Below are 25364 nucleotides of genomic sequence, written 5' to 3'. Positions count from 1 at the left end.
GTTTATTTATATATATAATTCTGTAACACGTTCATCTTTAGTGTAGTCTGAGATGAGTAATTTATTTCCTATTTATTGCAATATCTTTTCTGGTCTACACTTTGTTATTTTAGTTAAAAGAAGTTTTGAAGAGTTATGGTCGGTTAAGCCTTGTTTTAAGGCTAATCAAGCATTAAGTACGATGGTAAAAATTAATTATTAGTAAGCAAGCTCAAGAGTGGAAGACGAATCTTTTTTTATTTTGAATAACGTTATTTCTAATCAAAATGTAGTTTTTGACTTTTTTTATGTTCATGAATAAGGCAGAGTAGAAATCTATGATCTTTCAAAAAAACACGCTTTAATCTTTTCTTTTTTCTTCTAATATTTTCAAGGAATACCCTAGAGTTATACAATTTCCTACATATGTTGTAAGATCCAATGAATTAAATATTTAACTTTATGTGTACAGATTTGTCATTCTCTTTTTATGACAAACCGGCACTTAGAAGCTAATAAAATTTGAGTTAGTTTAGTTTTTTGTGAGTTTAGTTAGTTTAATCCTGTAAGTTCTTAAATGAATCTACAGGGTTAATTTTTTTGGAGCTTAATAACATCATGAATTATACAATAAGAAATAAGCCTTAGTAAAAGTTACAATTAAAGAACTTACCTAGACCTCTTATATAAAATGGAACCTTGTTATTTATTTGGCATATGGTTTTAGATTGACACGTAATAGCATATCATCTGAAACGATAAAAAGATATCTACCATCTTCTGTAAATTCACAATTTCCAGTGGCTTTATCTGTTTTAATAGTGCCTAGGTGTTTCCCTTCAGGTGTTACTACTAAAACACCATCAGGGCCAGCAAAAAATAAATTCCCATGTTTATCTAACTTAATGCCATCAGGGCATTGTTTACTGATGCTTTGTTCCCTAAGCTTAGTGGCATCAAAAAGTATGCGTCTATTAGCTATTTTTCCGGGGCTTAGAATGTCATATGCATATATTTTTGGAAACTTAATGTTAGAATCGCCTATGTATAATGTTTTACCATCATGAGACACCGCAACACCGTTGGGGAATTCAACTGATTTATCCAATAACTTAACTGCTCCTCCTTGGTGTGAATAAAAATATACCCCGCTGAATCCTAATTCACCTTTCTCATCTTTCAGGCCATAAGTAGGATCTGTAAAATATATGTTTCCTGAGTCGTCAAAAGTTAAATCATTAGGTGAGTTAAACTTCTTTCCTTGGTAATTGGTTATAAAAGGGGCGTATTTTGGACTGAGCGAGTCCGTAAGGCTGGTAAGTCTGCTAATTACCCGATCTCCTTGTTGACATAAAATTAAAGAGCCATTAGGGTCTAGATTTAAACCGTTAGCGCCTTTACCGCCTTTAACCCAAGGTTCTATCTTCGGTCCGGTATAACCTGAAGGATATAGGTATAGGCTTAGTCCTGTTAGATCATTCCATTGATACACCTTGTTTTCAGGGACATCTGTAAATAATAATGTTTTTTCACGAGGAAGCCATACGGGGCCTTCAGACCACTTAAAACCTTGGGCCACTAAGTCAATTCTTGCATTTTTCGATATCAAGGAGTCAAAGGCAGGGTCAATGCGCTCAAACCAGCCGTAGGATGGATATTTTTTTAAAGAATCTATGAGTACTTTAAATCGCGCTTTTGTTTTTGAAGCGCCCTGGGAAATATCCGCATCGGATAACACCTTTTTTTCTAGTTTATCCTGTTCAATGTTATAAAACCTACCATCGCCATAGAGTTTATAGTTTTTATTAAACACAAACTCAGCGGGGTGAAAATTATCTTTACCAACGCCTGGTTTAGGATTGTAGCTCATGTATATCCAATCGCGTCTTTTGATGGCTTCGCCTTTAAGAACGGGTAAGAAGCTTTGTCCATCGGTTAAAAGGTTCTCAGGGATTTGTTGTCCGGCAACGTCTAAGATTGTTGGCAGAAAATCAATGGCATCAACAAATTCATCAGTGATTTGGCCAGATTTTATATGTCCTGGCCAATTGGCTATTAATGGAACTTTTATTCCAGTTTCTATAGTTAAACCTTTTCCACCTTGTATCATTCCAGCTTTGGTTTTGCTATATATTTTTTGATGCGTTCCGTTGTCCGAATAAAATAATATTAATGTTTCATCTCTAATACCTTGCCGTTCTAGGTTTTCAATAATATTTCCAACAATTTTATCGGTATATTCAACCATGCCTTTAAAGTTGCTAGTGTCGTTTTCAAATCGTCTGTCCTTATTATTCCATTTTTCGCTGCCTGGTGCAGGCGAAAAAGGGTCATGGGTGAGTGCCATGGGGTAATACACAAAAAAAGGTTTATCACCATTTTGTTTGTTGACAAAATTATTCAGGAATTTTGAAAAAATATCTGGACCGTATTTACCATCGGTATTGGTTAGAAATTCACCATTTTGGTATATAGTGGGATTGGCATAACGTGATCCTTTATCTTCAGTATGTCCTGTATGCCATAAACAGTATTCATCAAAGCCCGCATTCTGAACTTCCATGCCTGTACCCCTTCTAAGTTCTGAACCCGGATACTCAATGGGATCATAGCTTTGTAATTGCCATTTACCAACAATACTTGTTGTATAGCCAGCCTCTTGCATGAGGTGTCCAAATGTTTTTTGTCCAGGGTCTAAAATGCCAAATGCTGTCCAATTACGATAATTATATTTCCCTGTCATAAGCTTAACCCTTGTATTAGTGCATAAGGGCTGGGCATATGCCTGATTAAATTGCATGCCTGTTTCAGCAAGTTTGTTTATGTTTGGCGTACTATAAGATGTACTGCCGTAAGAACCAATACATTCATATCCCAAATCATCTACCATAATCAGAATGATATTTGGTTTTTTACTTTTTTGATTACTTGTATTACAACTAAAAAATGATAGTTGAATATAAACAAGAGCCGCAAAAGGTAGGATAGAATTGAATTTCATGATGAGATTTATAAGAAAGAAAATGTCTTGTTAATTAAGGTTATTTTCTTTCATTTTTATTTTTTAAATATTCACTAGGGAGTACGCCAAATTGTTTTTTAAAACACTTCGAAAAATATGAACCCGTATTAAAACCAGTCATATACATAATCTCTTTAACCGTTAAACCGCTAGATTGTAGTAATTGCATGGCCCTTTTTAGTCTTATATTTCTAATGAATTCACTAGAGGAAAATCCTGTTAATTCTTTAAATTTCATGTAAATATTAGAACGACTAAAATTCATTTCTTGAACTAATGTTTCAACATTGAAATCTGTATTAGACATATGCTTTTCTACAATTGCTATGGCTTGTTGTAAAAACTTTTCATCTACAGACGTAACGGTCACCTCATTGGGTTGAAGTATGATTTTTCTATTGAAACGTTTTCTGAGGTTCTCTCTTTCATTAATTATGTTGATTAATTTTGTTTTTAAGAACTCAATTTTAAAGGGTTTTCTTATGTAACTGTCAGCCCCTAATTTAAGGCCTTCTAGCTCACTTTCGTCTGAAGATTTAGCCGTTAACATAATTATTGGAATATGGCTAGTTTCTGGCTTTGTTTTTAGGTTTTCGCAGAATTCAAAACCATTCATTTCAGGCATTAGTACATCTGAAACAATAATATTTGGTTGTAAGCTTTTTGCGAGTTCAAGTGCCTCTTTTCCATTTTCAGCTTGGTAGATGAGGTAGTCTTCCTTTAGCATTTGAGCAATAAAATTTCTAATATCTGTATTGTCGTCAACAACTAAAAGTACCGGTAGTTTTGATTTTGGTTTAGATAGGGCATTATCAATAGTTTCATCCTGAACATAACTGTCATAGGTTTCAGGGTAAGAAGGAAACATACTGTTATAAATGCTTTCATTGTAATTCAGTGTAATTTCAGCATCGTTTTGATATGCCGTTTCATCCATAGGGATATTAATAGTAAAGGTGCTACCATCAACATGAATATTACCTTTATGCAGTTCAACAAGTTTTTTTGTAAAATTCAAACCTATACCAACACCTTGCATACTTTCTTTTTCCGCATAAAAACGCTCGAAGATCTGCTTTACTTTATCAGGAGGAATACCAGGACCTGAATCATCAACTTGAATTACAAAATGATTATTTTTAGTGAATAGTTTTACCGTTATATCACCTTTTTTTGGCGTGTGTTTAAAGGCATTGGATAATAAATTATTCATAATCTTTTCAATGGCACTAAAGTCAAACCATATGATTAATTCAGATTCAGAAGATTCTATTGTAAAATTAATTTCATTTTTATGACCCAGAAATTGAAAAGGTTCAGCTAGTTCTTTTATATATTGAATGATATCTTTTTTAAATAGGGATAAGTTCATTTTACCCTTTTCAATTTTTCTAAAGCCCAGGATTTGATTAACTAACCTTAAGAGAAGATCGGTGTTTTTATCCATAACATTAAATTGCTGAAAAATAATATTTCTATCAAGGCTATCATAAGATTGTTGTAAATACTCCAAGGGGCCTTTTATGAGGGTTAATGGCGTGCGCAATTCATGAGATATATTTGTGAAAAATTCAAGCTTAGATTGTTGCAATTCTTCACTCTGTGCATTGGCTAATTGTTCTAACTCTAATTTATGTTTTTCATTAGTGTTTATTAGCGTGTATTTTCTAAATCCAAATAATAAACCTAAAAAAAGAAGTGAATAGACAACATAGGCTATTTTTGTTAACCAAAAAGGAGGACTTATGTATAGGTTAATACTTGATGGGGTACTATCCCAGACATCATCATTATTTGAGGCCTTAACCAATAACGTGTAATTCCCCGGGCTTAAATTAGTATATGAAGCATATCGAATGTTTGAGGAGGTATGTTTCCAATTCGTGTCAAAGCCATCCAGTTTATAAGCAAATTTGTTTTTAAGTGGTGCGGCATAATGAAGCGAAGAAAATTGAAATGACAAATTGTTTTCATCATAGTTTAACTCAATGTCATTTGTCTCATTGATGTCTTTATCAAGAATTACCCTGCCGTTTACTTCAAGACCTATGGGAACCTCTACATTTGAAATAGAAAAATTGGTTAATACCGTCTCGGGCTCAAATGTATTATCTCTTAAGTTTTTTGGGTAAAATGAATTAAAGCCATTAATACCTCCAAAAAACATTTCACCGTCTTTTCTTTTTAGGCAAGCTAACTCTTGAAACTCATTATTCTGTAAACCGTCATTTACATCATAATTTTTAAAAGTTTCTAGTTCTGGGTTAAATTTTGAAATGCCTTTGTTTGTGGATAGCCAAAGATTTCCTTCATCATCTTCAAGAATACCTTTTATAACTTGATTAGGCAAGCCATCACTTTTTAAGTACGATTTGAAAACTAGAGTTTCATTGTCATTTTGAGGAATTATTTTGTTAAGTCCGCCGCCAAAAGTACCTATCCATAGTGTACCATTGGTGCTTTCATACATCGATAGAATATAATTATGACTTATGGAATTAGGGTTGTTTAAATCGTTTTTAAACGCGGTGAACTTTGGGTATTTTTTTGTTGCCTCATTTTGTGATAGCATGCTTAATCCGTTGGCTGTAGCAAACCAAATATTACCTTTCTTGTCCTCCATTATATCCCGAATAATGTTAGCGGATATACTCTTTGGGTCATTAATATCGGATTTAAACTGATCCTTTATGAAGGTTTGGTCTTGTGTATTATATACCCACCTATATGCGCCGCCGTTATAGGAGCCTATCCAGAGTGTGTTTTTACTATCCACTAGAAATGAAAACACACTAGTGTCAAAGTCATTAAATGGCACTGTTTTTTGTTGTTTGTCGGGGTCAGTGATATCAATGCTATAAAGAGAAGGTAGACTAGGGCCACCGAACAGTAAAAACTTTTTACGACCTAAATTAATTTCTGCGATGGCATAAACACTTGGAATTGAATTGATTTTTTCAAACGTATTTTTACCCGGGTCTTTTTTGAGCAAATTTAAACCGCCGCCTTCGGTGCCTACCCAAAAATTATCATTACTATCGGCATATAAAGCCCTTACCTTATCATAGCTTAAACTATTGGGGTCTTCTGTTTTACGTACATGAAAAAATTGTTTTCTATGGGGATCAAATTTATTAATTCCACCCCCTGTACTTCCTGCCCATATAATACCTGTTTTATCCTTATACAACGATGTAATACGATTTTTACTTATGCTATGCGGGTCTTTTGGATCATAAACAAAGGTCTTAGATAGATTAAATTTACCATTAGTGGGATTGTTTTTTATTAATAAAAGCCCCTTATTGTCTGTTCCTGCCCAGATTTTGTTATTGTCTGTTAGTATTCTGGTAATAGAAATGTCATCAATTATTTTTTCAAATTTTAAGCCCTCTTTATCCTTTGATTGCGCGTAAAACCCTTTTTCTCCACCAAAAACTAATCGGCCATCTTTAAATTCATTTATACATCGAACTGAAAAACTTGGGAATCCAAATATTTCATTCATGAATTTGAAATATGGATTTCCATTAGAATCTCTAGAAAGCATATATATACCGCTAAAACTCCCTAACCAAATCTGGCCTTTGCTATCTTGAAAAATACTGATTGGAGATCTTATTTCTCTATTAACCACAAAGGGATCTTCTATTGCACTAAAACGTTTAAATTTTAAAGAATCTTTATTTTGATTGAGGTCTAAGACATTTAAACCAACACTAGTTCCTATCCATAGCCTGTTTTCTCTATCTCTGTACACTGTGGTTACATGGTCGCTGTTGATAGTATTTACATCATTTTTGTCATGTTTGAAGGTTGTAAATTTCTCAGTAGAGCGATCCATAAAAATTAGTCCACCCCCAGTACTTGCTATCCAAAAATTACCATCTAGGTCTTGTTCAAGATCATAAATGAGGTTGCTAGTTATAGCACCTGGTTTTTTGGGGTCTGGATTAAATATTTTAAAGTTATAGCCATCATATCTATTAAAGCCGTCATGAGTACCGAACCACATAAACCCATCTTGATCTTGTATAATTGTATTTATATCACTTTGTGATAATCCGTTGTTTGTTGTAATCCGTTCAAAGTGATTTGAATTCTGACTTGTCGCAGAAACATGTATGAAACAGAAAGCTAGGAATATTATAAGTCTCACCATGCTTTTATTAAATAGGGTTTTAGGTAAAACACGCTTAATTGTCATTTTTATTCTGTTCATATATAAAAGAATTCAGCCTAGAAAAGGTGTCCTAATAGGTTTAATTTGTTTTTGGCATGATTAGTTTTAAGCTATTATTATTTCTGGCGAAAAGAATTGCTTGTTTTTGATCTTTTCCAATGGTTATTATTTTAATGTCTTTAATTTCTCCAGTAATACAAAGTCCAGTTTCTTTGGGTAAAAGCACTTTGCCGCCGTCTTTGCTTCCTTGAATGATAGATCCAATACTGGCATCATTTCTGGGTGTTTCTACTTCTGAATTATACAAGTTTCCACCAACTAAAACATCTAAAAAAGTATCGTTATTATAATCAAACAGCGTAAAATTATTAATTGAAGAGAGTTGTAAATACTCATCAAGTTTATGAGTTTCAAAACGACCTTCACCTTTGTTTTCAATCCAATGATGAGCAAAAGTATTGGCCATATAATGTAATGAATTGTTTAGCATATTTTCGCCATAAATCTCAGTTAAGTTGGCATTAGCAAAAGATTCATAGGTTTTGAACCGTTGTGCAATTGCTGGAATTTGTTGTGATGAGCATTCTCTACCCCTTAACGGCAATTTCATTCCAGATTTTTTATAACTTAAAACAATATCAGAAGATCCATTTTTATCAAAGTCATTGGCATAAACCTCAAAAGGGGCTTTAGTACTAGCTTTGTATTTATAATTTAAACCTAAATTCCCTGCTAAATAATCGAGGTCTCCATCACCATCCATATCCGCTTTTTCCAAGCTATACCACCAACCGGTATCATTTTCTAAACCGAGTTTTTCAGTTTCATCTTCAAAACCTGCCCCAGTGTTTTTGAAAAACCGGATGGGCATCCATTCACCTGCCACTATTAGATCTACTTTACCGTCAGTGTTATAGTCATCCCAAACTGCTGAGGTTACCATTCCAGTAAATTCTAATCCGGGGGCAATTTCAGAAGTAACCTCGGTAAATTTTAGATTAAGATTTTCACCACCATCATTTCTTAGAATTGTACTTTTTGGAGCATGTGGGTATTTGCCAGGGATAATTCTACCACCAATAAATAAGTCTAAATCACCATCATTATCATAATCTGCTGAGATTACTTCCTTGCCACTTGAATATATTTTTGGTAAGGCTTGTTTTGATTTTATGAATCCACTCGGCGTATTTAGGTATAACCTATCCAGAAAAGTGTTTTTTGGTTGTGTTTTGTCATTTCCACCGCTAACTACGTATAAGTCCATATCTCCATCATTATCTGCATCAAAAAATAAGGCACCAGTATCTTCTAAGTTGTTGTCTTCCTCCCAAGGTCCTGGAATCACTTCAAAAAGACCATCGTTTTTTTGCTGATATAAAGCGCCTTTATTTCCGGAAGCATTCCCTATAAAAAAGTCATCTAAACCATCATTGTTTATGTCTCCAACAGCCAGTCCTGGTCCGATGGTGGAATATTTGTGAGGTAGAAGCGGTTCATGCTGAAAATCATCATAAAAGGGTTCAATATGCTTAAAAGAAATGCCTGATATTTTTGTGATATCTTGAAAATTCACCGTCTGTTCTATATGGTTTTTGGTTGGAGAAACGGCATTTCTATAATCGATTTCTAAAAGTTGATTTGCTTTAACATCTCGAAGTGTTTGGGTTTTTCCAAGAGGCCAAACAATGTTTATCTCCTCTATAACATCAGTGTCTCCAAGTCCAAAATGTAAAATGGACTCTACGCTAGATTGATAGCCTCTTGTGAGGGTTAATTCTTGAGTTTGAGAAGATGCATTGGACTTTACAGTAATTTTCGAACCAATACCGAAAGGGTTTAGTTTATTACCAATTAGTTTTATTCTTAGGTAATTGTTTGATGAATCATTGAGGTTGTTCACATATATTGAAGCAGGAGCATCAATATTATTCACTATAAGTTCTAAATCGCCATCATTATCCAAATCGGCAGTAGAGAATCCATTTGAAAAGCCTTTTTTGTTTAATCCCCAAAGTTCAGTGCTATTTGTAAAAGAGAAGTCACCATTATTTTTAAAAGCGTAATTTGATATTGGTGTGCTTGGCATTTTAGTAAAATCCTTGGGTTTTTTAATTCCAAACATAGCTTCCGAATTATATGCTGCATTAACGTCATTATTGTTTACGTCTCTTTTAACCCCATTAGAAATGAAAACATCTTTGTGTCCGTCGTTATCAAAATCAGAAAAAATGGCTCCCCAGCTCCAATCTGTTGTGGCTATACCTGCATATCTCGCTATATTACTAAAAGATGGATACTTGTTTTTCAATATACCATTATTAAGTTGCAAGGCGTTTTGCATATATTGATAGTTAAATCCCATATCAATGGCTTGATAAAAGGTTTCAGGGCTCATGCTAGCCATATTTGTTTTAGAACGTTTATAATCACCGGGTGTCATGTCTACTTGAAGTATGTCTATGAGGCCGTCATTATTAAAGTCGGACGCATCTACGCCCATTCCAAACATGGAAGTCTGTCTTGTTACTTTTTTTGATACCTCTGAAAATGTTCCGTCACCATTGTTTAAATAAAGATAGTCTGGAACATTGAAATCATTTGATAAATATAAATCTGTGTTGCCGTCATTATTGAAATCTGAAGCAATAATACCAAGAGTTAAACCAAAATTCTGTACTCCAGATGCAGTGGTTACATCTGAAAATGTGCCATCACCATTGTTTTTATACAAATGGCCAGAATCTTGAAATGAATTTTGTTCCATTTTTAATTTATAATAAATATTGCCTTGACTTACCAATACATTAGGATAATTTGCTACAAATACATCAAGTAAACCATCATTATTATAATCAAAAAAAGTAGATTGAATAGATTTACTTGTGTCTGCTAAACCATACGATTTTGCTTGTTCTGAAAATGTATTATCGCCATTATTAATAAATAATTGATTCGCACTATGTTCTGATTTATCTGATACGCTGAGGTAGATATCCAAAAAGCCATCATTATTCACATCGGCCATCGTTGTTCCGGAGTACCATCTTGAATCTCCTGAAATACCTGCAGATTCAGTGATGTCTTCAAACTTTAAATTGCCTTTATTAAGGTATAATTTGTTAGGAACAAGATTGCCTGTAAAGTAGAGGTCTGTTAGGCCATCATTATTAATATCTCCTGCAGATACGCCACTTCCAAGATACAAATAAGGATAGTTAAAATAATTTAGAGTATCGTTTTCAATAATATTATTTGAAAAGTCAATGGAAGAAATGCTAGGACTTAATTCACTAAAACCTGAAGCTTTTATAGGCGTCTTATTTTCTTTGCCACAGGCCAATAGAAAAAAGGATAAAAGCATTGAAATTAATGAAAATCTTAACATATGAATTTAATAATTAAAAATGAGCCATCAACCCAAAAATATGGTTTGATGGCATTTTAAACAAACAGTAAACTATACTTTTAATAACCTGGGTTTTGTTTAAACCCTTCATCATTGTTATTACCATCAAGCTCGGTTAGTGGAATAGCTAGGTATTCTCTACCCGGCTTATAAGATCCTGTCCCGCCGCTTTCAGATTTAAACTCAGGGTTGTCAACAATTCTGGATTTTACGCGTCCCCATCTCAATAAATCGAAATATCTAGTACGTTCAAAAGTCATTTCTTTAACACGTTCATCATCAATATCTTGCATGGTTATAGATGTGTGCGGTGCTAAATCAACTCTTGCTCGCACTTCATTTATTGCATCTAATGCTGCTTGCGTAGAACCATTTAACATAAATTCAGCCTCAGCAAACATAAGTAATATATCGGCATATCTTAATATTCTCAGGTTATTACCGGATGCATGCCAGCCACCATCTCTAGATTGTGATTTTCCGTTATATTCCCAATCTGCATATTTGTTACCGTAAATAGTAGTTTCAGAAGGATCATAGGCGTCGCCATAAGAAACATTTAGGTAGGTTCTAGATTTTAAGAATTTCCCTTGATATTGGGTTGAATCCGGATAATTCCAGAAAAATGTGGTATATGTTCTAGGGTCAACCTCACCATTGGTAGTTTGCTCATCTAAAAATAAGTCAAGCGCCCATTGGTTTACACGCATAGTGTTTTGGTTTGTATATCCTACAGGTGCTAAATCGGCTTGATAAGCAGAACCAGAACCACTATTGGCGTTATCTGCTCCCCAACCTTGATTACCATCAGCTACTAATTGAATTTCAAAAAGTGACTCTTTATTGTTTTCAAACTCTTCTGTAAAGTTATGTGCATAGTCGTCCATTAATTCGTAACTACCATCCATAACCTTTGCAAATTCAGCTTTGGCTTCAGCGTATTTTCCTTGGTATAAGTATATTTTTCCTAACATTCCAGTTGCAGATCCAATAGTTACTCTGCCTAAATCATCTGCAGGCCAAGCCGCAGGTAATTTACTTTGTGCCATTTTTAGGTCTTCCTCAATTTGAGCCCATACCGAGGCTGGTGGCGCCTGAGGCAATAAATCGGGGGCTTCTATTTGCGCAATAGGAACTGTAATTAAAGGCACGTTTAAGAAGTTATTTAATAATTGAAAATAGTTGTAAGCCCTTATAAAATAAGCTTCACCTAGTATGTTTTCTTTATCTGTTGCATCCATGTCTATGTTTGGAACATTAAATAATACATCATTGGCTCTAGCTACTCCTCTGTATTGGGCTTCCCAGGTCCATCTTGGTGCATTTCTGTCGGCTGTTGCACTAAAATAACCTGCCGCAGTTCTGTCTGAAGTATTATAACCGTTAACCACATCATCTCTGTAATCTGAAAGAAACACTTCAAATCTAGAATAGTAGGTAATCGCAACAAAAGGGCTGTAGGCTCCAATGATTCCTTTTTTAGCATCATCAGCCGTTTGCCAGAATGATGCTGGAGACAGTATATTTGGATTGCTTTGGTTCAGAATTTCATCTGAGCAGTTCGTGTTAAGGGCAAATAATGCTAATAGAGCTAGCATACCCTTTGTAATAGTTTGTATTCTATTTTTTTTCATGTTTTGCATTTTTTAAAAAGAAACTTGTAATCCTAATTGAAATGTTCTTGGCACTGGATATGCGCCTTCATCTACGCCATTGTTAAATTGACTTGTCCCTCCTCTTGAATTTCTTCCAATCTCTGGGTAGTATCCTGAGTAATCAGAAATGGTAAATACATTTGTTCCAGAAAAATATAATCTTATTTTTTGTAATTTGATTTTTTCAAGTACGTTGTCTGGTAAAGTATAACCAATTTGTGCATTTCTTAAGCGGAAATATGCACCGTTTTCAAGATAAAAATCTGACATTCTACGGTTGAAACCTGGGTCTACTTGAGTGTTCCTGGGTACATTAGTATTTGTGTTTGATGGTGTCCAGGCATTTGTAGCATCTGCTAAATAATTACCATTAAAATCAAAGTAACCTCTATAAATAGAAGAGTTCAATATTTTGTTTCCAGAAACGCCATTAAAGAATAAACTTAAATCAAAGTTTTTATAGTCTGCAGAGATATTTAAGCCATATTCAAAATTTGGAATGGGGCTGCCTAAATATCTTCGATCCTCTGGATCAATACCATTACCATCAAAATCTTTAAACTTCAAATCACCAGCCTGAGGACTGCCTTCTTGATCATTAGCAGCATCAGCTTCGGCATCTGTTTGATAAATACCATCGGTTACATAACCGTAAAAAGACCCTATGGGTTCTCCTATATCAGTTCTTGTACCTTGCAGTCCGTTTGAGGTAAACCCACCGCCTACTATTGGGGCTTGCCCACCTAAAGACGTTACTTTGTTGTCTAAGGTTGAGAAGTTACCTGTTACACTGAAATTAAAGTCTCCAAATGAATCTGAATAGGTAGCTAAAAATTCAAAACCTTTATTTTCGATACTACCTCTATTAAATGGAATTCTATTGGCAAATCCAGTATATAAAGGGAGTTGAATATCGACTAAAATATCTTCAGACTTTTTAATAAAGTAATCTAAAGTAATATTTAATTTACTTTTAAAGGCATTAAATTCTAGACCAACATTCGTGGTTTTTGTAGTTTCCCAAAAAATATTTTCATTAACACCTCTTGTTACTGCATACCCCGTTTCTCTTGAACTTGGGTTTCCTAAAACATAGGTGCTAAACAAGTTAATTGAAGGCTCAGTGACGTAAGCATTAACGTTGTTAGAGCCTATTTCTCCATAACCTGCTCTTAATTTAATATTTGTTAAGGCATCAAAGTTCTCCATAAATTGCTCATTGCTTAAATTCCAACCTATAGCAAATGATGGAAACTCTCCCCATCTTAAATCTTCTTTAAAGAATGAAGAACCATCACGACGAATACTAGCCGTTAGTAAATATCTGTCATCATAGGTGTAATTTAATCGACCAAAATAGGATTGAATTGAAGATGTGATATCTTGTCCAGTAGATGATTGTAGGTTGTCCTTAGAAAAAGCCTGGCCAACGCTAATGCCATTGGTAGCATTAATAGCATTAACACCTAAAAACCTTCTGTTGTTTTCTTGTTGTGTAAACCCAGCTAGTACATCAATTTTATGTTTATTAAATGTTTTATTATAGTTTAATGTATTTTCAATTAATGTATTAAACGTATTGCTGTTTTCTTCAAAGAACTCGGAAGTTGCTTTATTACTACCGTCATAAATTACTTGTTCATCAGGACTGAATCTGAAATTATTTCGTGCAGCAGATTCAACACCTAAGTTGAGCTTATACGTCAATCCTTCTATAATTTCATAAGAACCTGCAATATTACCTATTACTCTATTTGTTTTAACTTTTCGCTGTTCTAATTCAGCAAGAGCTAATTCATTGGTTATGGTTCCTTGACCATAGAAAGCACCATAGGCTGTTGTTATACCTCTATCGGCTCTATCATCAGCACTCCACTCACCAGCATCGTTTCTTAATCTTATGGTAGGTAAAAGGTTTCTTTCCTTATTAAAATAAACATTTGGTCTATTAATTGTTCTTGTTAAACCAACATTGGCTTCCATTTTGAAATGCCCTTTATCTAAACTGGTGTTTATTCTTGCTGTTGTTCTTTCAAACTCCGAAGATTTTACAATTCCTTCTTTGTCTAAGTGGCTTAAAGATAGAGCGTATGCACTATGGTCTCCACCACCAGACATTCTAAGGTTTGTGTTAGATACACCTGCTGTTCTAAAAGAGTCGTCATATAAGTTGCTCGTATAATTCGGGTCGAATTCGGTATCATTCGCTGGTTTTCTAGGTACACCATCTGTGTCATTCGCGCGGTTTACAATATCTACATATTGTCTGGCATCAGCCCAATCTACCTCATTTATAACTTTATCAAAACCATAGTTTGTGTCAAGTTCAATACTTACTTGGCCTTTTTTACCCTTTTTAGTGGTTACAATAACAACACCATTTGCTGCTCTGGAACCGTAGATTGCAGTTGCAGAGGCATCCTTTAAAACCGAAACACTTTCTATATCATTAGGGTTGACAGAATCCATACTTCCGGTGATCATACCATCTATTACAAATAGAGGTCCGTTATTGGAGAATGTTCCAGTACCTCTAATGGTTATTACTGAATTTGCCCCAGGCGCACCTCCTTGTTGCGATACATTTACACCAGCCATACGTCCTTGTAAGGCTTGTGTGGCATCACTGTAGGTGTATTTTTCAATTTCTTTGGAGCCCACTTGTGCGACAGCACCAGTTAAATCAGATTTCTTTTGTTTACCATATCCTACTATTACAACTTCATCAAGCTGACTGGCATCTTCGATAAGAATTGCATTTATAGTGGTTTTACCGTTCACTGGAATTTCCTGTGTAACAAATCCCATATAGCTTATGACTAAAATAGCGTCAGTTGCAGCTGAAATAGAAAAGTTGCCATCAAAATCTGTTTGAGCACCATTAGAGGTGTTTTTTACCAATACGTTTGCGCCTGCCAAAGGTTGGTTATTCTCATCAGTAATTGTACCGCTAATTGATAGGTTTTGGGCACTTGCTAGCGCGGTACCAGCTAGCAAAGCCATGAACAACATCAGGAAACGATGTTGAAATTTTAGCTTGAGTAATTTTGTTGATTTCATAAGCGTCAATGTCTCTTAGTATAGTTAATAAATAGTTAAATAAAATATCAAGACAAACTTAGCATGGATATAAGTTCAGGCATACAACATATAGTCAAAAGCATGTAACATATAAATAAACACTCAAGAATTACAGGGTTTTATTGAAAGATTATAATGTATTGGGTGGTAATTTTTAATTAAACACATAAAACGAATATCTTTTTTGAGTTTATGTGAATTTGATGCAGTTTTGTAAAGTTGGATTGTTTTCTACGAAGATTGGTTTAGATGAGAAATCACTTTTTGAATTTTTTGAAATACCAATATTCTGAGAAATTCATATTGAAATGATTTTCTGAAGGAGCAGCATAACTGAATTCAAAAACCTAAGGCATGTTAATCCACCAAAATATGTTTTGTTTGTAATTGTATACGTGGGCTTTGTTGATTTCTGTATGTACTTTAGGGATAAGATTTGATGTGAACAACATCAGTACAATGGTATCTAGGATTCAAACTGTGAATCTTTGTTTTGACTAGGGCGTTCTATTACGTGACGTACGGAAACATCGGGGTCATCCGCAAAATAATTTGGGATTAAGCAAAAAATAGCCTTTGACTTTTAAAAGGCTCTAATACTTTAATAAGAGCGGTTGTTTTAATTTAGAATTGAAAATTATCCTTTAAACATCATCAAAGTCTATGACTAGTTTTGACGTAGTAGGATGTGCTTGACAGGTTAAAATAAGCCCCTCAGCTACTTCACTTTCGGTTAAAATGTTGTTTTGACGCATAGTAGCTGCGCCTTCAGTGATTCTGGCTAAACAACTGCTGCAAATTCCACCTTGACATGAATAAGGAGCGTCTAAATCTTCATCTAAAGCCGCTTCAAGAATAGTTTGTTTTTGAGACATATCAAAAGTCGTTGTTTCTTCATCAACCGTAATAGATATGCTTGTGTTACCTGAAGCAACTACTTCTTCTTTCACTTCAGCTGGCTTTGCGGCTTTAAAAAGTTCAAAGTGAATTTTATTCTCGTCAATATTATGCTCAACTAACACATCTTTAACCGTATGAATCATGCCTTCTGGTCCACATAAATAATAGGCGTCAACCTCTATGTGTTTGTGCTCGTTCTTCATTACGTAATTCACAGTACTCTTCTCAATTCTTCCAAAAATTGCATTTTCCTCATCTTGCTGACTAAATACAAATTGTATAGAGAAACGTTCTTTATATTGGTGCTGTAAATCTAAAAGCTCATTAAGGAACATGGTGTCTTTAGTAGTCTTATTTCCATAAACTAGAATAACTTTACTATATACTTCTTCTTCTAAAGCACATTTTATAATACTTAAAATAGGAGTAATACCACTACCAGCTGTAAAAAGAGCAATGTTTTTTGTCTTTGAATCATTGGGTTCAAAAACAAAACGACCTTTAGGTGGTGCTACCTCAATAGAGTCTCCCACTTTTAAAGATTTATTTGCATAAGCCGAAAAGGTACCGTCCTTAACTTCTTTAACGGCTACTTTTATTTCTCCACTTTTTGGAGCAACGCAAAGGGAATAATCACGTCGTACTTCATTGCCATTAATTTCGGTTTTTAGTGTTATATATTGACCAGCTTTAAAAGCAAATGTGTCTTTTAGGTTTTCTGGAATATTAAATGAAATGCTAATTGCTTTATCAGTTTCTCTATTAATATTTTTAACCGAAAGTTTATAGAATGAAGACATGTAAAATTATTTTCTACAAAAATAGTGAAGCCTTTAAAAATGAGGAACACTTTTCGTAAAAAAAGCAAGAGGAAAGATACTGAGTTATAATTATGGCAGATGATTTTCAACAAACAAATAGTTTTATGCTGTTCAGTTTAATATAAATTAAGACATAATGATGATATTGGGTATATCTATTGGTGCGAAGGTCTAAAATTAGACAGGTGGTATTTTTATTTAGTATATGGTTGTTTTATATTGCAAATTATGTAGTCTATAAAATTTGGAAACATGTATATTTAGTTATTCATTTCAAAAAAACATTGTAACGTTTCAACTTTTTGTTGTACCAACATATAACCTTTTCAATAACCCATTTAATTTTTTAAAATGAAAAATTTTTTATTTGCTAGCCTTGTTTTAATCGCTGTTAGTTTTTGTCAAGCACAAGAAAATTCTGAATTCAAAAAAGAAACTGTTGAATTTATTAAAACTACAGGAGCTGGCGCAGCCTTTGAAAACGCCATTACTCAAATTGGTACTATGGTACCAGAAGCCAATAAAGCGGCCTATTTAAATGAGGCTCAAGGTACTTTAGGCGATATATATGGTCAAATAGCAGAATTGTATATGACTGAATTTACTCAAGAAGAAATTAAAGCATTGGTTGTCTTTTATGAAACAGATTTAGGAAAGAAATTAGCAGAAAAACAGTTAGACCTAACCCAAAGAGCGATGTCTTTTGGACAGGCTTGGGGAGCAAAAGTTCAGAAAATTGCGCAAAAACACATGATGTAATCTTGAGATTCATTGTGTGGATGTCAACTAGATAATAGTCTTAAACGAAAACAAAACGCCTTATGATTCGGTTGTTTTTTAACTTAGAGTGGAAACAGTTTAGCAGAGCCTCTTATTTTCAAAAGGGTATTGCCATTAAAATACTACTGTTTTTGGCTGCCATATATTTTGGAGGTGCTGCCATCATGTTAGGCGTTGGTTTGTTTTTTATTGCCAAAAAAATTAAGCCTGATTTAGACCCAATAATTCTCGTTAATAATTTTTTAATTTATTGGTTTTTATTTGATATAGTGATCCGGTTTTTTCTACAGCAGCTGCCTGTGATGAATATTAAACCTTTGATGACTATTCCAATAAAGCGAAACACAGTTATTCATTATTTACTGGGAAAAACCGCCTTGTCATTTTTTAATTGTATTGCCCTTTTTATCTTTTTACCTTTTAGTATTGTGCTATTAGTACAAGGCTATGCGGTTGTCAATGTGTTTTGTTGGTTTTTATCTATTATTATCTTGACATTTTGTGTCAATTTTATAAATTTTTTGATTAATAAAAACAACACATTTTTTTACAGTATTGCAGGTGTTTTGTTCGTTTTTTTAGGTTTAGAAACCTATGGTTTTTTTAAAATTTCAGAGCCTATTGGTAAAGCTTTTAATATGCTTTATCAGCAACCTTATTTAGTGATTATACCACTATTGTTCTTGTTTTTATTGTACAAAAAAAATTACTCGGATATAAGAAAAGGGTTTTATTTGGATGGCGCTATTTCTAAAAAGGCAGATCGTGTAAAAAGTTTAGATTTAAATTGGGTAAATAGATTTGGTAGTGTAGCTGTGTTTTTAAAAAACGATATACGTTTAATTTTGAGAAATGCACGACCAAAACAAGTGTTGTTAATGTCGGGGTTGTTCCTTTTTTATGGCTTGTTTTTTTATACGCAAAGTGCGTACAAAAACATGCCTGCTTTTTTGGCTTTTGCCTCTATGTTTGTAACAGGAGGTTTTTTAATGACATTTGGGCAATTGGTGCCTTCTTGGGATAGCGAGTATTATAAGTTGTTAATGAGTCAGAATATACCATATAGTAAATATTTAGAATCGAAATGGTATTTAATGGTTGTTGCAGTTTTTGTTTCCTTTATTCTGAGCATCCCATATTTATATTTTGGATGGGATATTTTTGGAATGATTGCCGCTGGAGCCCTATTTAATATTGGGTTGAACTCATTTATAACATTGTTTGGAGGTGCATTAAATAGAGTGCCTATAGAATTGAATGTAAAGGCCAAAGCATTTAGTAATACCAATGGATTCAATCCTACACAGATGCTCATTGCTTTGCCTAAATTAGTGCTGCCTATGCTGCTTTTTTATGTGCCTTACAAAATTATAAACTTTCAAGCAGGGCTTATTGTTCTTGCTTTAAGTGGTGTTTTAGGCATTGTTTTCAGAAATTTCTTTTTAAGTAAAATTGAAGGGGTTTATCAAAAAGGGAAGTATAAAACCATTGCTGCTTTCGCAGAAAAAAAGTAGGTCTTTTAAAAATTATTTAAATCATGATTGTTACAACTAATCTTTCAAAAAAATATAACGAGAATCTAGTTTTAAGTATAGAACACTTAGAGATTCCTAAAGGTCAAAGTTTTGGTTTGGTAGGTAATAATGGCGCAGGAAAAACAACGTATTTTAGTTTGCTTTTAGATTTGATACAACCTACTACAGGGTTTATAAATAACAATGGTGTTTCTGTTAATGCCAGTGAAGATTGGAAACCCTTTACATCCGCTTTTATAGATGAAAGTTTTTTAATTGGTTACCTAACCGCTGAAGAATATTTTTACTTTATTGGTGAATTGCGTGGGCAAAGTAAGGCCGATGTGGATGCACTTGTAGCACAGTTTGAAGATTTTTTTCATGGTGAAATTTTAGGTCAAAAGAAGTATTTACGTGATTTAAGTAAGGGAAACCAGAAAAAAGCAGGCATTGTTGCAGCCCTTATTGGTAATCCGGAGGTGGTGATATTGGATGAGCCTTTTGCTAATTTAGATCCAACAACTCAAATACGACTAAAAGAAATAATAAAAGATTTAGCAGAAGCAAAAGGCGTTACCGTTTTAATTTCTAGTCATGATTTATTGCATGTAACAGACGTTTGCGAACGTATTGTAGTTTTGGAAAAAGGTGAAGTTGTTAAAGACTTAGCTACAAGTGCAGCGACTTTAAAAGAGTTAGAAACTCATTTTTCTAATTAGAATATATTAAATTTTTACCTAGCCTTTTATTATTGAATTCATGTAATTTCTGCATATTACAGGCAATAATTCAAAAAGATGTTTATTTTTACCCAGTTATATAATAATTACAGCATATTACAGTTATTATTCAGACTAAAAATGCCAGTGTTGAAACGTGTTTAAAGGATTATCTTTCTTGACAATTTATGAGAAATTTAATGGTTTATACTAAAGTAAAGTGGTTGATTTATGTATGAATTTTTGTTTTATTCCAATGGAATAGAAATTTTCGAGTAAATGAAAACATCTTTTAAAGTCATATTAACCTTTACCATTTGTGCCTTGTTCGCATTAAGTTGTTCTAGAAAAAAGGACAAGTTTGTGAGCAGAAACATGCATGCCCTTAGTACTGAATATAATATTTTGTACAATGGCTCTATTGCCTTAGAGCAAGGGAAAGAAGCGCTAAACGCATCATACTTTGATAATTATTGGGATGTGCTACCTGTAGAGCGCATGCAACTTTCAGAAGAAATTATAATACCGGGACAATCAAAAAACGAAAATTTCACAAGAGCTGAGGAAAAAGCAATCAAGGCCATTCAGAAACACAGCATGAATATAGAGGGTAAGGAAAAAAACCCTCAAATGGATGAGGCCTATATGCTCTTAGGGAAATCGAGATATTTCGATGAACGCTTTATTCCCGCTTTAGAGGCCTTTAACTATATTCTTTATAAATACGCGGCAAGTGATAAAATTAATCAGGCAAAGGTTTGGAGGGAAAAAACCAATATGCGTTTGGATAATAATGAGTTAGCCATAAAGAATCTAAAGCGTTTGTTGCGACAGGAAGATATTGAGGGTCAAGAATTGGCAGATGCAACTTCAACTTTAGCCCAAGCCTACATAAATACTAAAGTTATAGATACCGCCATTACGCATTTAGAAACGGCTTCTCAAGTTACAACCAGTCATGATGAACGAGGAAGGTATCGCTTTATTCAAGGTCAATTATATAATAAATTAGGACTAAAAGACAGCGCAAATAGTGTTTTTGATAAAGTCATTGAATTAAATAGAAAGACACCAAGAATATATATGATTGCTGCGCATCTTGAAAAGGTTAAGAATTTTGATCCTGAACATGATGATAGATATGAGGTAGCGGCATTTTTGCGAGAATTGGAAGAAAATAGAGAAAATCGTCCGTTTTTAGATAAGATATATCACCATACCGCTGAGTTTTATAGAAATATAGAATCAGATTCATTGGCCATTGCTTATTACAATAAATCACTAAGAACGAATTCTCAAGATAGTTATCTGAAGGCGAAAAACTATGAAACCCTTGGTGATATGTATTTTGATGGTTCAGTTTATGCTGATGCCGGTGAGTATTATGACAGCACCATGAGTGTTTTGCCGCTAAATTCAAAACCATATCGTGTTATAAAAAGAAAACGAGATAATTTAAATGATGTTATTTTCTATGAGGGTGTTGCTCGAGTAAATGATAGTGTTTTAAATTTGGTACATATGCCGGATGATCAACGTAGTAAATATTTTAATAATTACGTAGATGAGTTAAAACGGAAAGCTGAAGAAGAAAAAGAGCGTACAGAAGCCGCAGAGCGAAATAATGGCTTAGTTACGGTTAATAATCAAATTGGACGCAGTGCGCAAGGCGGTTCAGACCAAGCGACCTTGTTTTATTTTTATAACCCCACGACTGTATCCTATGGAAAAAATGAATTTGTGAAGATATGGGGAAATAGACCTTTAGAAGATAATTGGAGATTGTCTAGTAAAGGTGTTTCTGGTTTAAACCCTGGTAATACTGATATTGATATCGTAGCACCCGTTTCTGATGATGAAAAGTTTAACCCAGACTTTTATATTTCAAAAATTCCAACTGAAGAGAAAGAAATTGATAGCATTTCAAAAGATAGAAATTACGCCTATTATCAGCTGGGACTTATTTATAAAGAGAAATTTAAGGAATATGAATTAGCTAAAAGTAAGTTTCTTAATCTGCTTGAAAGTAATCCAGAGGAAAGACTCATATTGCCTTCTAAATATAATTTGTACAAGATTTATGAATTACTTGGTGAGCATGATGAAGCTGAAATAGCGAAAAATAATATTATAAACACATACCCAGATTCAAGGTATACAACGATTTTAAAGAATCCTGAATTGGTGTCAGGACGAGATGAAAATAGTCCACAAAGTTTGTATGAAGCCTTATATGTTCAGCATGAAAACCAAGAATATGCTGAGGTTATTTCAAAAAGTGAGGATTATATCAATAGGTTTGATGGTGATGCCATTGTGCCAAAGTTTGAATTATTAAAAGCTACTGCAAAAGGCCGTTTATACGGTTATGAAACCTATAAAAAAGCTATAAATTATTTAGCAGTGACTTATGCCAATACGCCAGAAGGGAAACAAGCTAAGAACATAGAATCAAATATTTTGCCTAAATTAGCGGGCACTGAATTTGTTGAATCTGTTGATAGTCTGTCAGTTGGACATAAAGTTGTTTTCAAATTTAACGAGCAAAAGCAAGACGAAATATTAGGATTTAAGACAACTTTAGATACGGTTTTAAAACATGTAAAATATTATAAATTGAAGTCATCATTAGATGTTTATGACCCCAAAACAAGTTTTGTTATTGTTCATGGTATAAATTCTAAGCAAGTCGCAGAAAACTTTGAGCAACTCATTGTGAAAAAAGATAAGAATAAAATAAAACCCCCCTATTTTGTAGTGTCATCTACAAACTATCAAATAATTCAAATTCATAAAAATTTGGATGCATATTTGAATCTCTATAATAATTAACCTTAAAAAGTATTACTATGTTTTCAGAAAATAAAAAAGACAAACAAATGACAGAAGGATCAACAAGCCAAAATATTGTAGCTCAAGGCACAAAAATGGTAGGCGACTTTAATAGTGAAGGTGATTTTAGAATTGATGGTACTATAGAAGGTAATATTAATACATCAGGCAAGGTTGTTGTTGGAAAAGCAGGTTTGATTAAAGGTAATTTAAACGGTACTGATGCTTATTTTGAAGGTAAATTTTCTGGAAAATTAGGATTGTCAGGTACATTAACATTAAAGTCCTCAGCACATGTTGAAGGCGAAGTTGTAGTTGGAAAACTTGCTGTTGAGCCAGGAGCAACATTTAATGTGACCTGTGTAATGAAAGGCTCGGTAAAAGATATTAATAATGGCGGGCAACAACAAAAATCAAAATCGGAAAGAACAGCTTAAACAAATTGCTGCTTTATCTGGAATTGCCTTTCAGATGGGTATTACCATTTATCTTTTTGTGATATTTGGTAAATGGTTAGATGTTAGGTTAGGGAATTCCGGTAAGACCTTTTTAATTATTTTCACCTTATTAGGCGTGGGTATTTCTTTGTACGCCGTGCTAAAACAAATAAAGAAGCTAAACCCTTGACTTTAAAAACACTTAGTAGTAACTGCTTTACAGTAGTTATTGTTGGGGCCATTGCCTTTTTAATTCATTTTTTAATAAACCGGTTAATTGAGAGTGCTGTTACAGTTTATCAATTGCTATATTCCTATGCTATTAACATCCTGTTGGCTTGTGGGGTGATAATTCTTTTGTTTGTTTTTAAGAAAAAACTTCAAGACCAATTGGGGTTTTTGTTTATGGGGGCTAGTCTGTTAAAGTTTGTATTCTTTTTTGTGCTATTCTATCCTGAATATAATGCTGATGGTGATTTAACGCGCTTAGAGTTTTTAACTTTTTTTATTCCGTATGCCATTTGCCTCATTACAGAAAGCGTTGTTTTATCAAAGTTTCTGAATAGTTTGGATAATTCTAAATAGTTTAAATAGAAGCTCATAAATAATATTAAAATTTGTTTTTTGCTTTTGAGATAAAAACATACCTTTGCACCGATTTTTAAGCCACTATTTATATTAAGTGATATGCAAAATATTATTTCTAGAAAAACGATTTGTTTATTCTTCTTAATGGTTACAGCATTTTCTTTTGCAAAAGAAGAAAAACATGAAGGAGAGGGAGATATAAAAACTGAAATAAAAGAATACATAAATCATCACTTACTCGATACGCATGATTTTAGTTTAACATCCTATACAACAGATGCTGGAGAGCATAAATATATTGGTTTTCCTTTGCCAGTTATTTTATGGGATAATGGGTTGAAAGTATTTTCATCTTCAAAATTTCACCACGGTGAATCTGTAGCTGAAGTTAACGGAGATTATTATGCTTTATATCACAATAAGGTATACAAAACCGACGCTGCTGGAACTATTGATCTTGATGATCACCACCACCCAACAAATGTAAAGCCAATAGACTTCTCTATAACCAAAAATGTATTCACAATATTTTTAGTAGGCCTATTCATGTTTGTTATGTTTAGCAGAATGGCTAAGAAATACAAAACAGGAAGTATGCCTAAAGGAATGGGTAGGTTTTTAGAGCCAATTATCTTGTACATTAGAGATGATATTGCTGTTCCTAATATTGGAGTGAAGAAATACAAAAGGTATATGCCTTACTTATTAACTGTATTTTTCTTTATTTGGATTATTAACTTATTAGGATTGACTCCACTAGGGGTAAATGTTACTAATAATATTGCTGTAACATTAGCTTTAGCATTAATAACATATTTCTTAACAACATTTACTGCTAATAAAAATTACTGGGGGCACATATTCTGGATGCCAGGGGTGCCAACACCCATGAAGATTATTTTAGCACCAATAGAATTGTTGGGAACTATTATTAAGCCATTTTCATTAATGATTCGTTTGTACGCTAATATTACTGCGGGTCACATTGTATTAATGAGTATCATTGGTTTAATGTTCATATTTAAAAACTGGATTGGAAGTTCATTATCATTTGGTTTAGCATTTGCTTTGTCCTTGTTAGAACTTTTAGTTGCGGCATTGCAGGCGTATATCTTTACGATGTTATCTGCTTTGTATTTCGGGTCGGCTGTTGAAGAACATCATGATGACCACTAAAAAAAGAATGTTTAATTTTTAATATATATATACATTATGACAATTCCAAACATTGTAGGAGCAGGTTTAATCGTTATTGGTGCTGGTTTAGGTATCGGTAAAATTGGTGGATCTGCAATGGATGCCATTGCACGTCAACCAGAAGCTTCTGGAAAAATCCAAACAGCTATGCTTATTGCAGCAGCACTTATTGAAGGTATTGGATTTGCTGCTTTATTTGCAGCTTAAGAAAACAAAAACAGCTTTAACGGTTGGTTAAAGCTGTTTT

Annotated in this window: 15 protein-coding genes; 9 read left to right on the top strand and 6 right to left on the bottom strand. The window is 33.6% G+C overall.

All coding sequences use genetic code 11. From position 1 onward, the window contains the following. Nucleotides 1-685 precede the first annotated feature (685 nt). The 6 genes from IE051_RS14695 to IE051_RS14670 all read right to left on the bottom strand — a co-directional run bounded on the left by IE051_RS14695 (nt 686) and on the right by IE051_RS14670 (nt 17029). The gene (locus tag IE051_RS14695) at nt 686-2980 is read right to left on the bottom strand and encodes a sulfatase-like hydrolase/transferase (RefSeq protein ID WP_189361992.1); all 2295 of its coding nucleotides are present in this window, start codon (nt 2978-2980) and stop codon (nt 686-688) included. A gap of 40 nt (nt 2981-3020) precedes the next feature. Then, nucleotides 3021-7223 carry a hybrid sensor histidine kinase/response regulator transcription factor gene (locus IE051_RS14690; protein WP_229796832.1) on the bottom strand — a complete coding sequence of 1401 codons (4203 nt, stop codon included), beginning with the start codon at nt 7221-7223 and terminating at the stop codon, nt 3021-3023. 40 nt (nt 7224-7263) lie between these two features. Next, nucleotides 7264-10572 carry a VCBS repeat-containing protein gene (locus tag IE051_RS14685; protein WP_229796831.1) on the bottom strand — a complete coding sequence of 1103 codons (3309 nt, stop codon included), beginning with the start codon at nt 10570-10572 and terminating at the stop codon, nt 7264-7266. A gap of 80 nt (nt 10573-10652) precedes the next feature. Then, complete coding sequence (locus IE051_RS14680; RefSeq protein ID WP_229796830.1) at nt 10653-12227, bottom strand: RagB/SusD family nutrient uptake outer membrane protein; 1575 nt, start codon at nt 12225-12227, stop codon at nt 10653-10655. Nucleotides 12228-12239: 12 nt separating this feature from the next. After that, a complete protein-coding gene (locus IE051_RS14675) occupies nt 12240-15308 on the bottom strand; it encodes a SusC/RagA family TonB-linked outer membrane protein (RefSeq protein ID WP_189361990.1) in 3069 nt (1022 codons plus the stop codon). 665 nt (nt 15309-15973) lie between these two features. Next, nucleotides 15974-17029, bottom strand: a complete 1056-nt coding sequence (locus IE051_RS14670) for a ferredoxin--NADP reductase (protein ID WP_189361987.1) — start codon at nt 17027-17029, stop codon at nt 15974-15976. A gap of 372 nt (nt 17030-17401) precedes the next feature. Here IE051_RS14670 and IE051_RS14665 point away from each other — a divergent pair, with 372 nt between their 5' ends. The 9 genes from IE051_RS14665 to atpE all read left to right on the top strand — a co-directional run bounded on the left by IE051_RS14665 (nt 17402) and on the right by atpE (nt 25324). After that, nucleotides 17402-17809 (top strand): DUF2059 domain-containing protein, encoded by a 408-nt coding sequence (locus tag IE051_RS14665; protein WP_189361985.1) that lies wholly within the window; start codon nt 17402-17404, stop codon nt 17807-17809. Nucleotides 17810-17871: 62 nt separating this feature from the next. Next, the gene (locus IE051_RS14660; protein ID WP_189361983.1) at nt 17872-19344 is read left to right on the top strand and encodes a DUF5687 family protein; all 1473 of its coding nucleotides are present in this window, start codon (nt 17872-17874) and stop codon (nt 19342-19344) included. 23 nt (nt 19345-19367) lie between these two features. Further along, nucleotides 19368-20063 (top strand): ABC transporter ATP-binding protein, encoded by a 696-nt coding sequence (locus tag IE051_RS14655; RefSeq protein ID WP_189361981.1) that lies wholly within the window; start codon nt 19368-19370, stop codon nt 20061-20063. A 279-nt stretch (nt 20064-20342) separates the two neighbouring features. Continuing rightward, complete coding sequence (gene porW, locus IE051_RS14650) at nt 20343-22895, top strand: type IX secretion system periplasmic lipoprotein PorW/SprE (protein WP_189361979.1); 2553 nt, start codon at nt 20343-20345, stop codon at nt 22893-22895. A gap of 17 nt (nt 22896-22912) precedes the next feature. Continuing rightward, nucleotides 22913-23332 carry a bactofilin family protein gene (locus IE051_RS14645; RefSeq protein WP_189361976.1) on the top strand — a complete coding sequence of 140 codons (420 nt, stop codon included), beginning with the start codon at nt 22913-22915 and terminating at the stop codon, nt 23330-23332. Beyond that, nucleotides 23289-23522: an AtpZ/AtpI family protein gene (locus tag IE051_RS14640; RefSeq protein WP_189361974.1), complete on the top strand. Its 234-nt coding sequence runs from the start codon at nt 23289-23291 to the stop codon at nt 23520-23522. Before IE051_RS14645 ends, IE051_RS14640 begins: the two co-directional genes overlap by 44 nt. Further along, a complete protein-coding gene (locus tag IE051_RS14635; protein WP_189361972.1) occupies nt 23519-23917 on the top strand; it encodes a DUF6168 family protein in 399 nt (132 codons plus the stop codon). The genes IE051_RS14640 and IE051_RS14635 overlap by 4 nt, the downstream gene beginning before the upstream one ends. Before the next feature lie 102 nt (nt 23918-24019). After that, nucleotides 24020-25096, top strand: coding sequence for a F0F1 ATP synthase subunit A (atpB, locus tag IE051_RS14630; protein WP_189361970.1), 1077 nt, complete (start codon nt 24020-24022; stop codon nt 25094-25096). A 36-nt stretch (nt 25097-25132) separates the two neighbouring features. After that, nucleotides 25133-25324 carry an ATP synthase F0 subunit C gene (gene atpE, locus IE051_RS14625; protein ID WP_046746066.1) on the top strand — a complete coding sequence of 64 codons (192 nt, stop codon included), beginning with the start codon at nt 25133-25135 and terminating at the stop codon, nt 25322-25324. Nucleotides 25325-25364 lie beyond the last annotated feature (40 nt).

Origin of the sequence: Algibacter mikhailovii, assembly GCF_014651495.1 — a bacterium.
GTDB classification, from domain to species: Bacteria; Bacteroidota; Bacteroidia; order Flavobacteriales; family Flavobacteriaceae; genus Algibacter_E; species Algibacter_E mikhailovii.
This window is presented reverse-complemented; position numbering and strand designations above follow the sequence as displayed.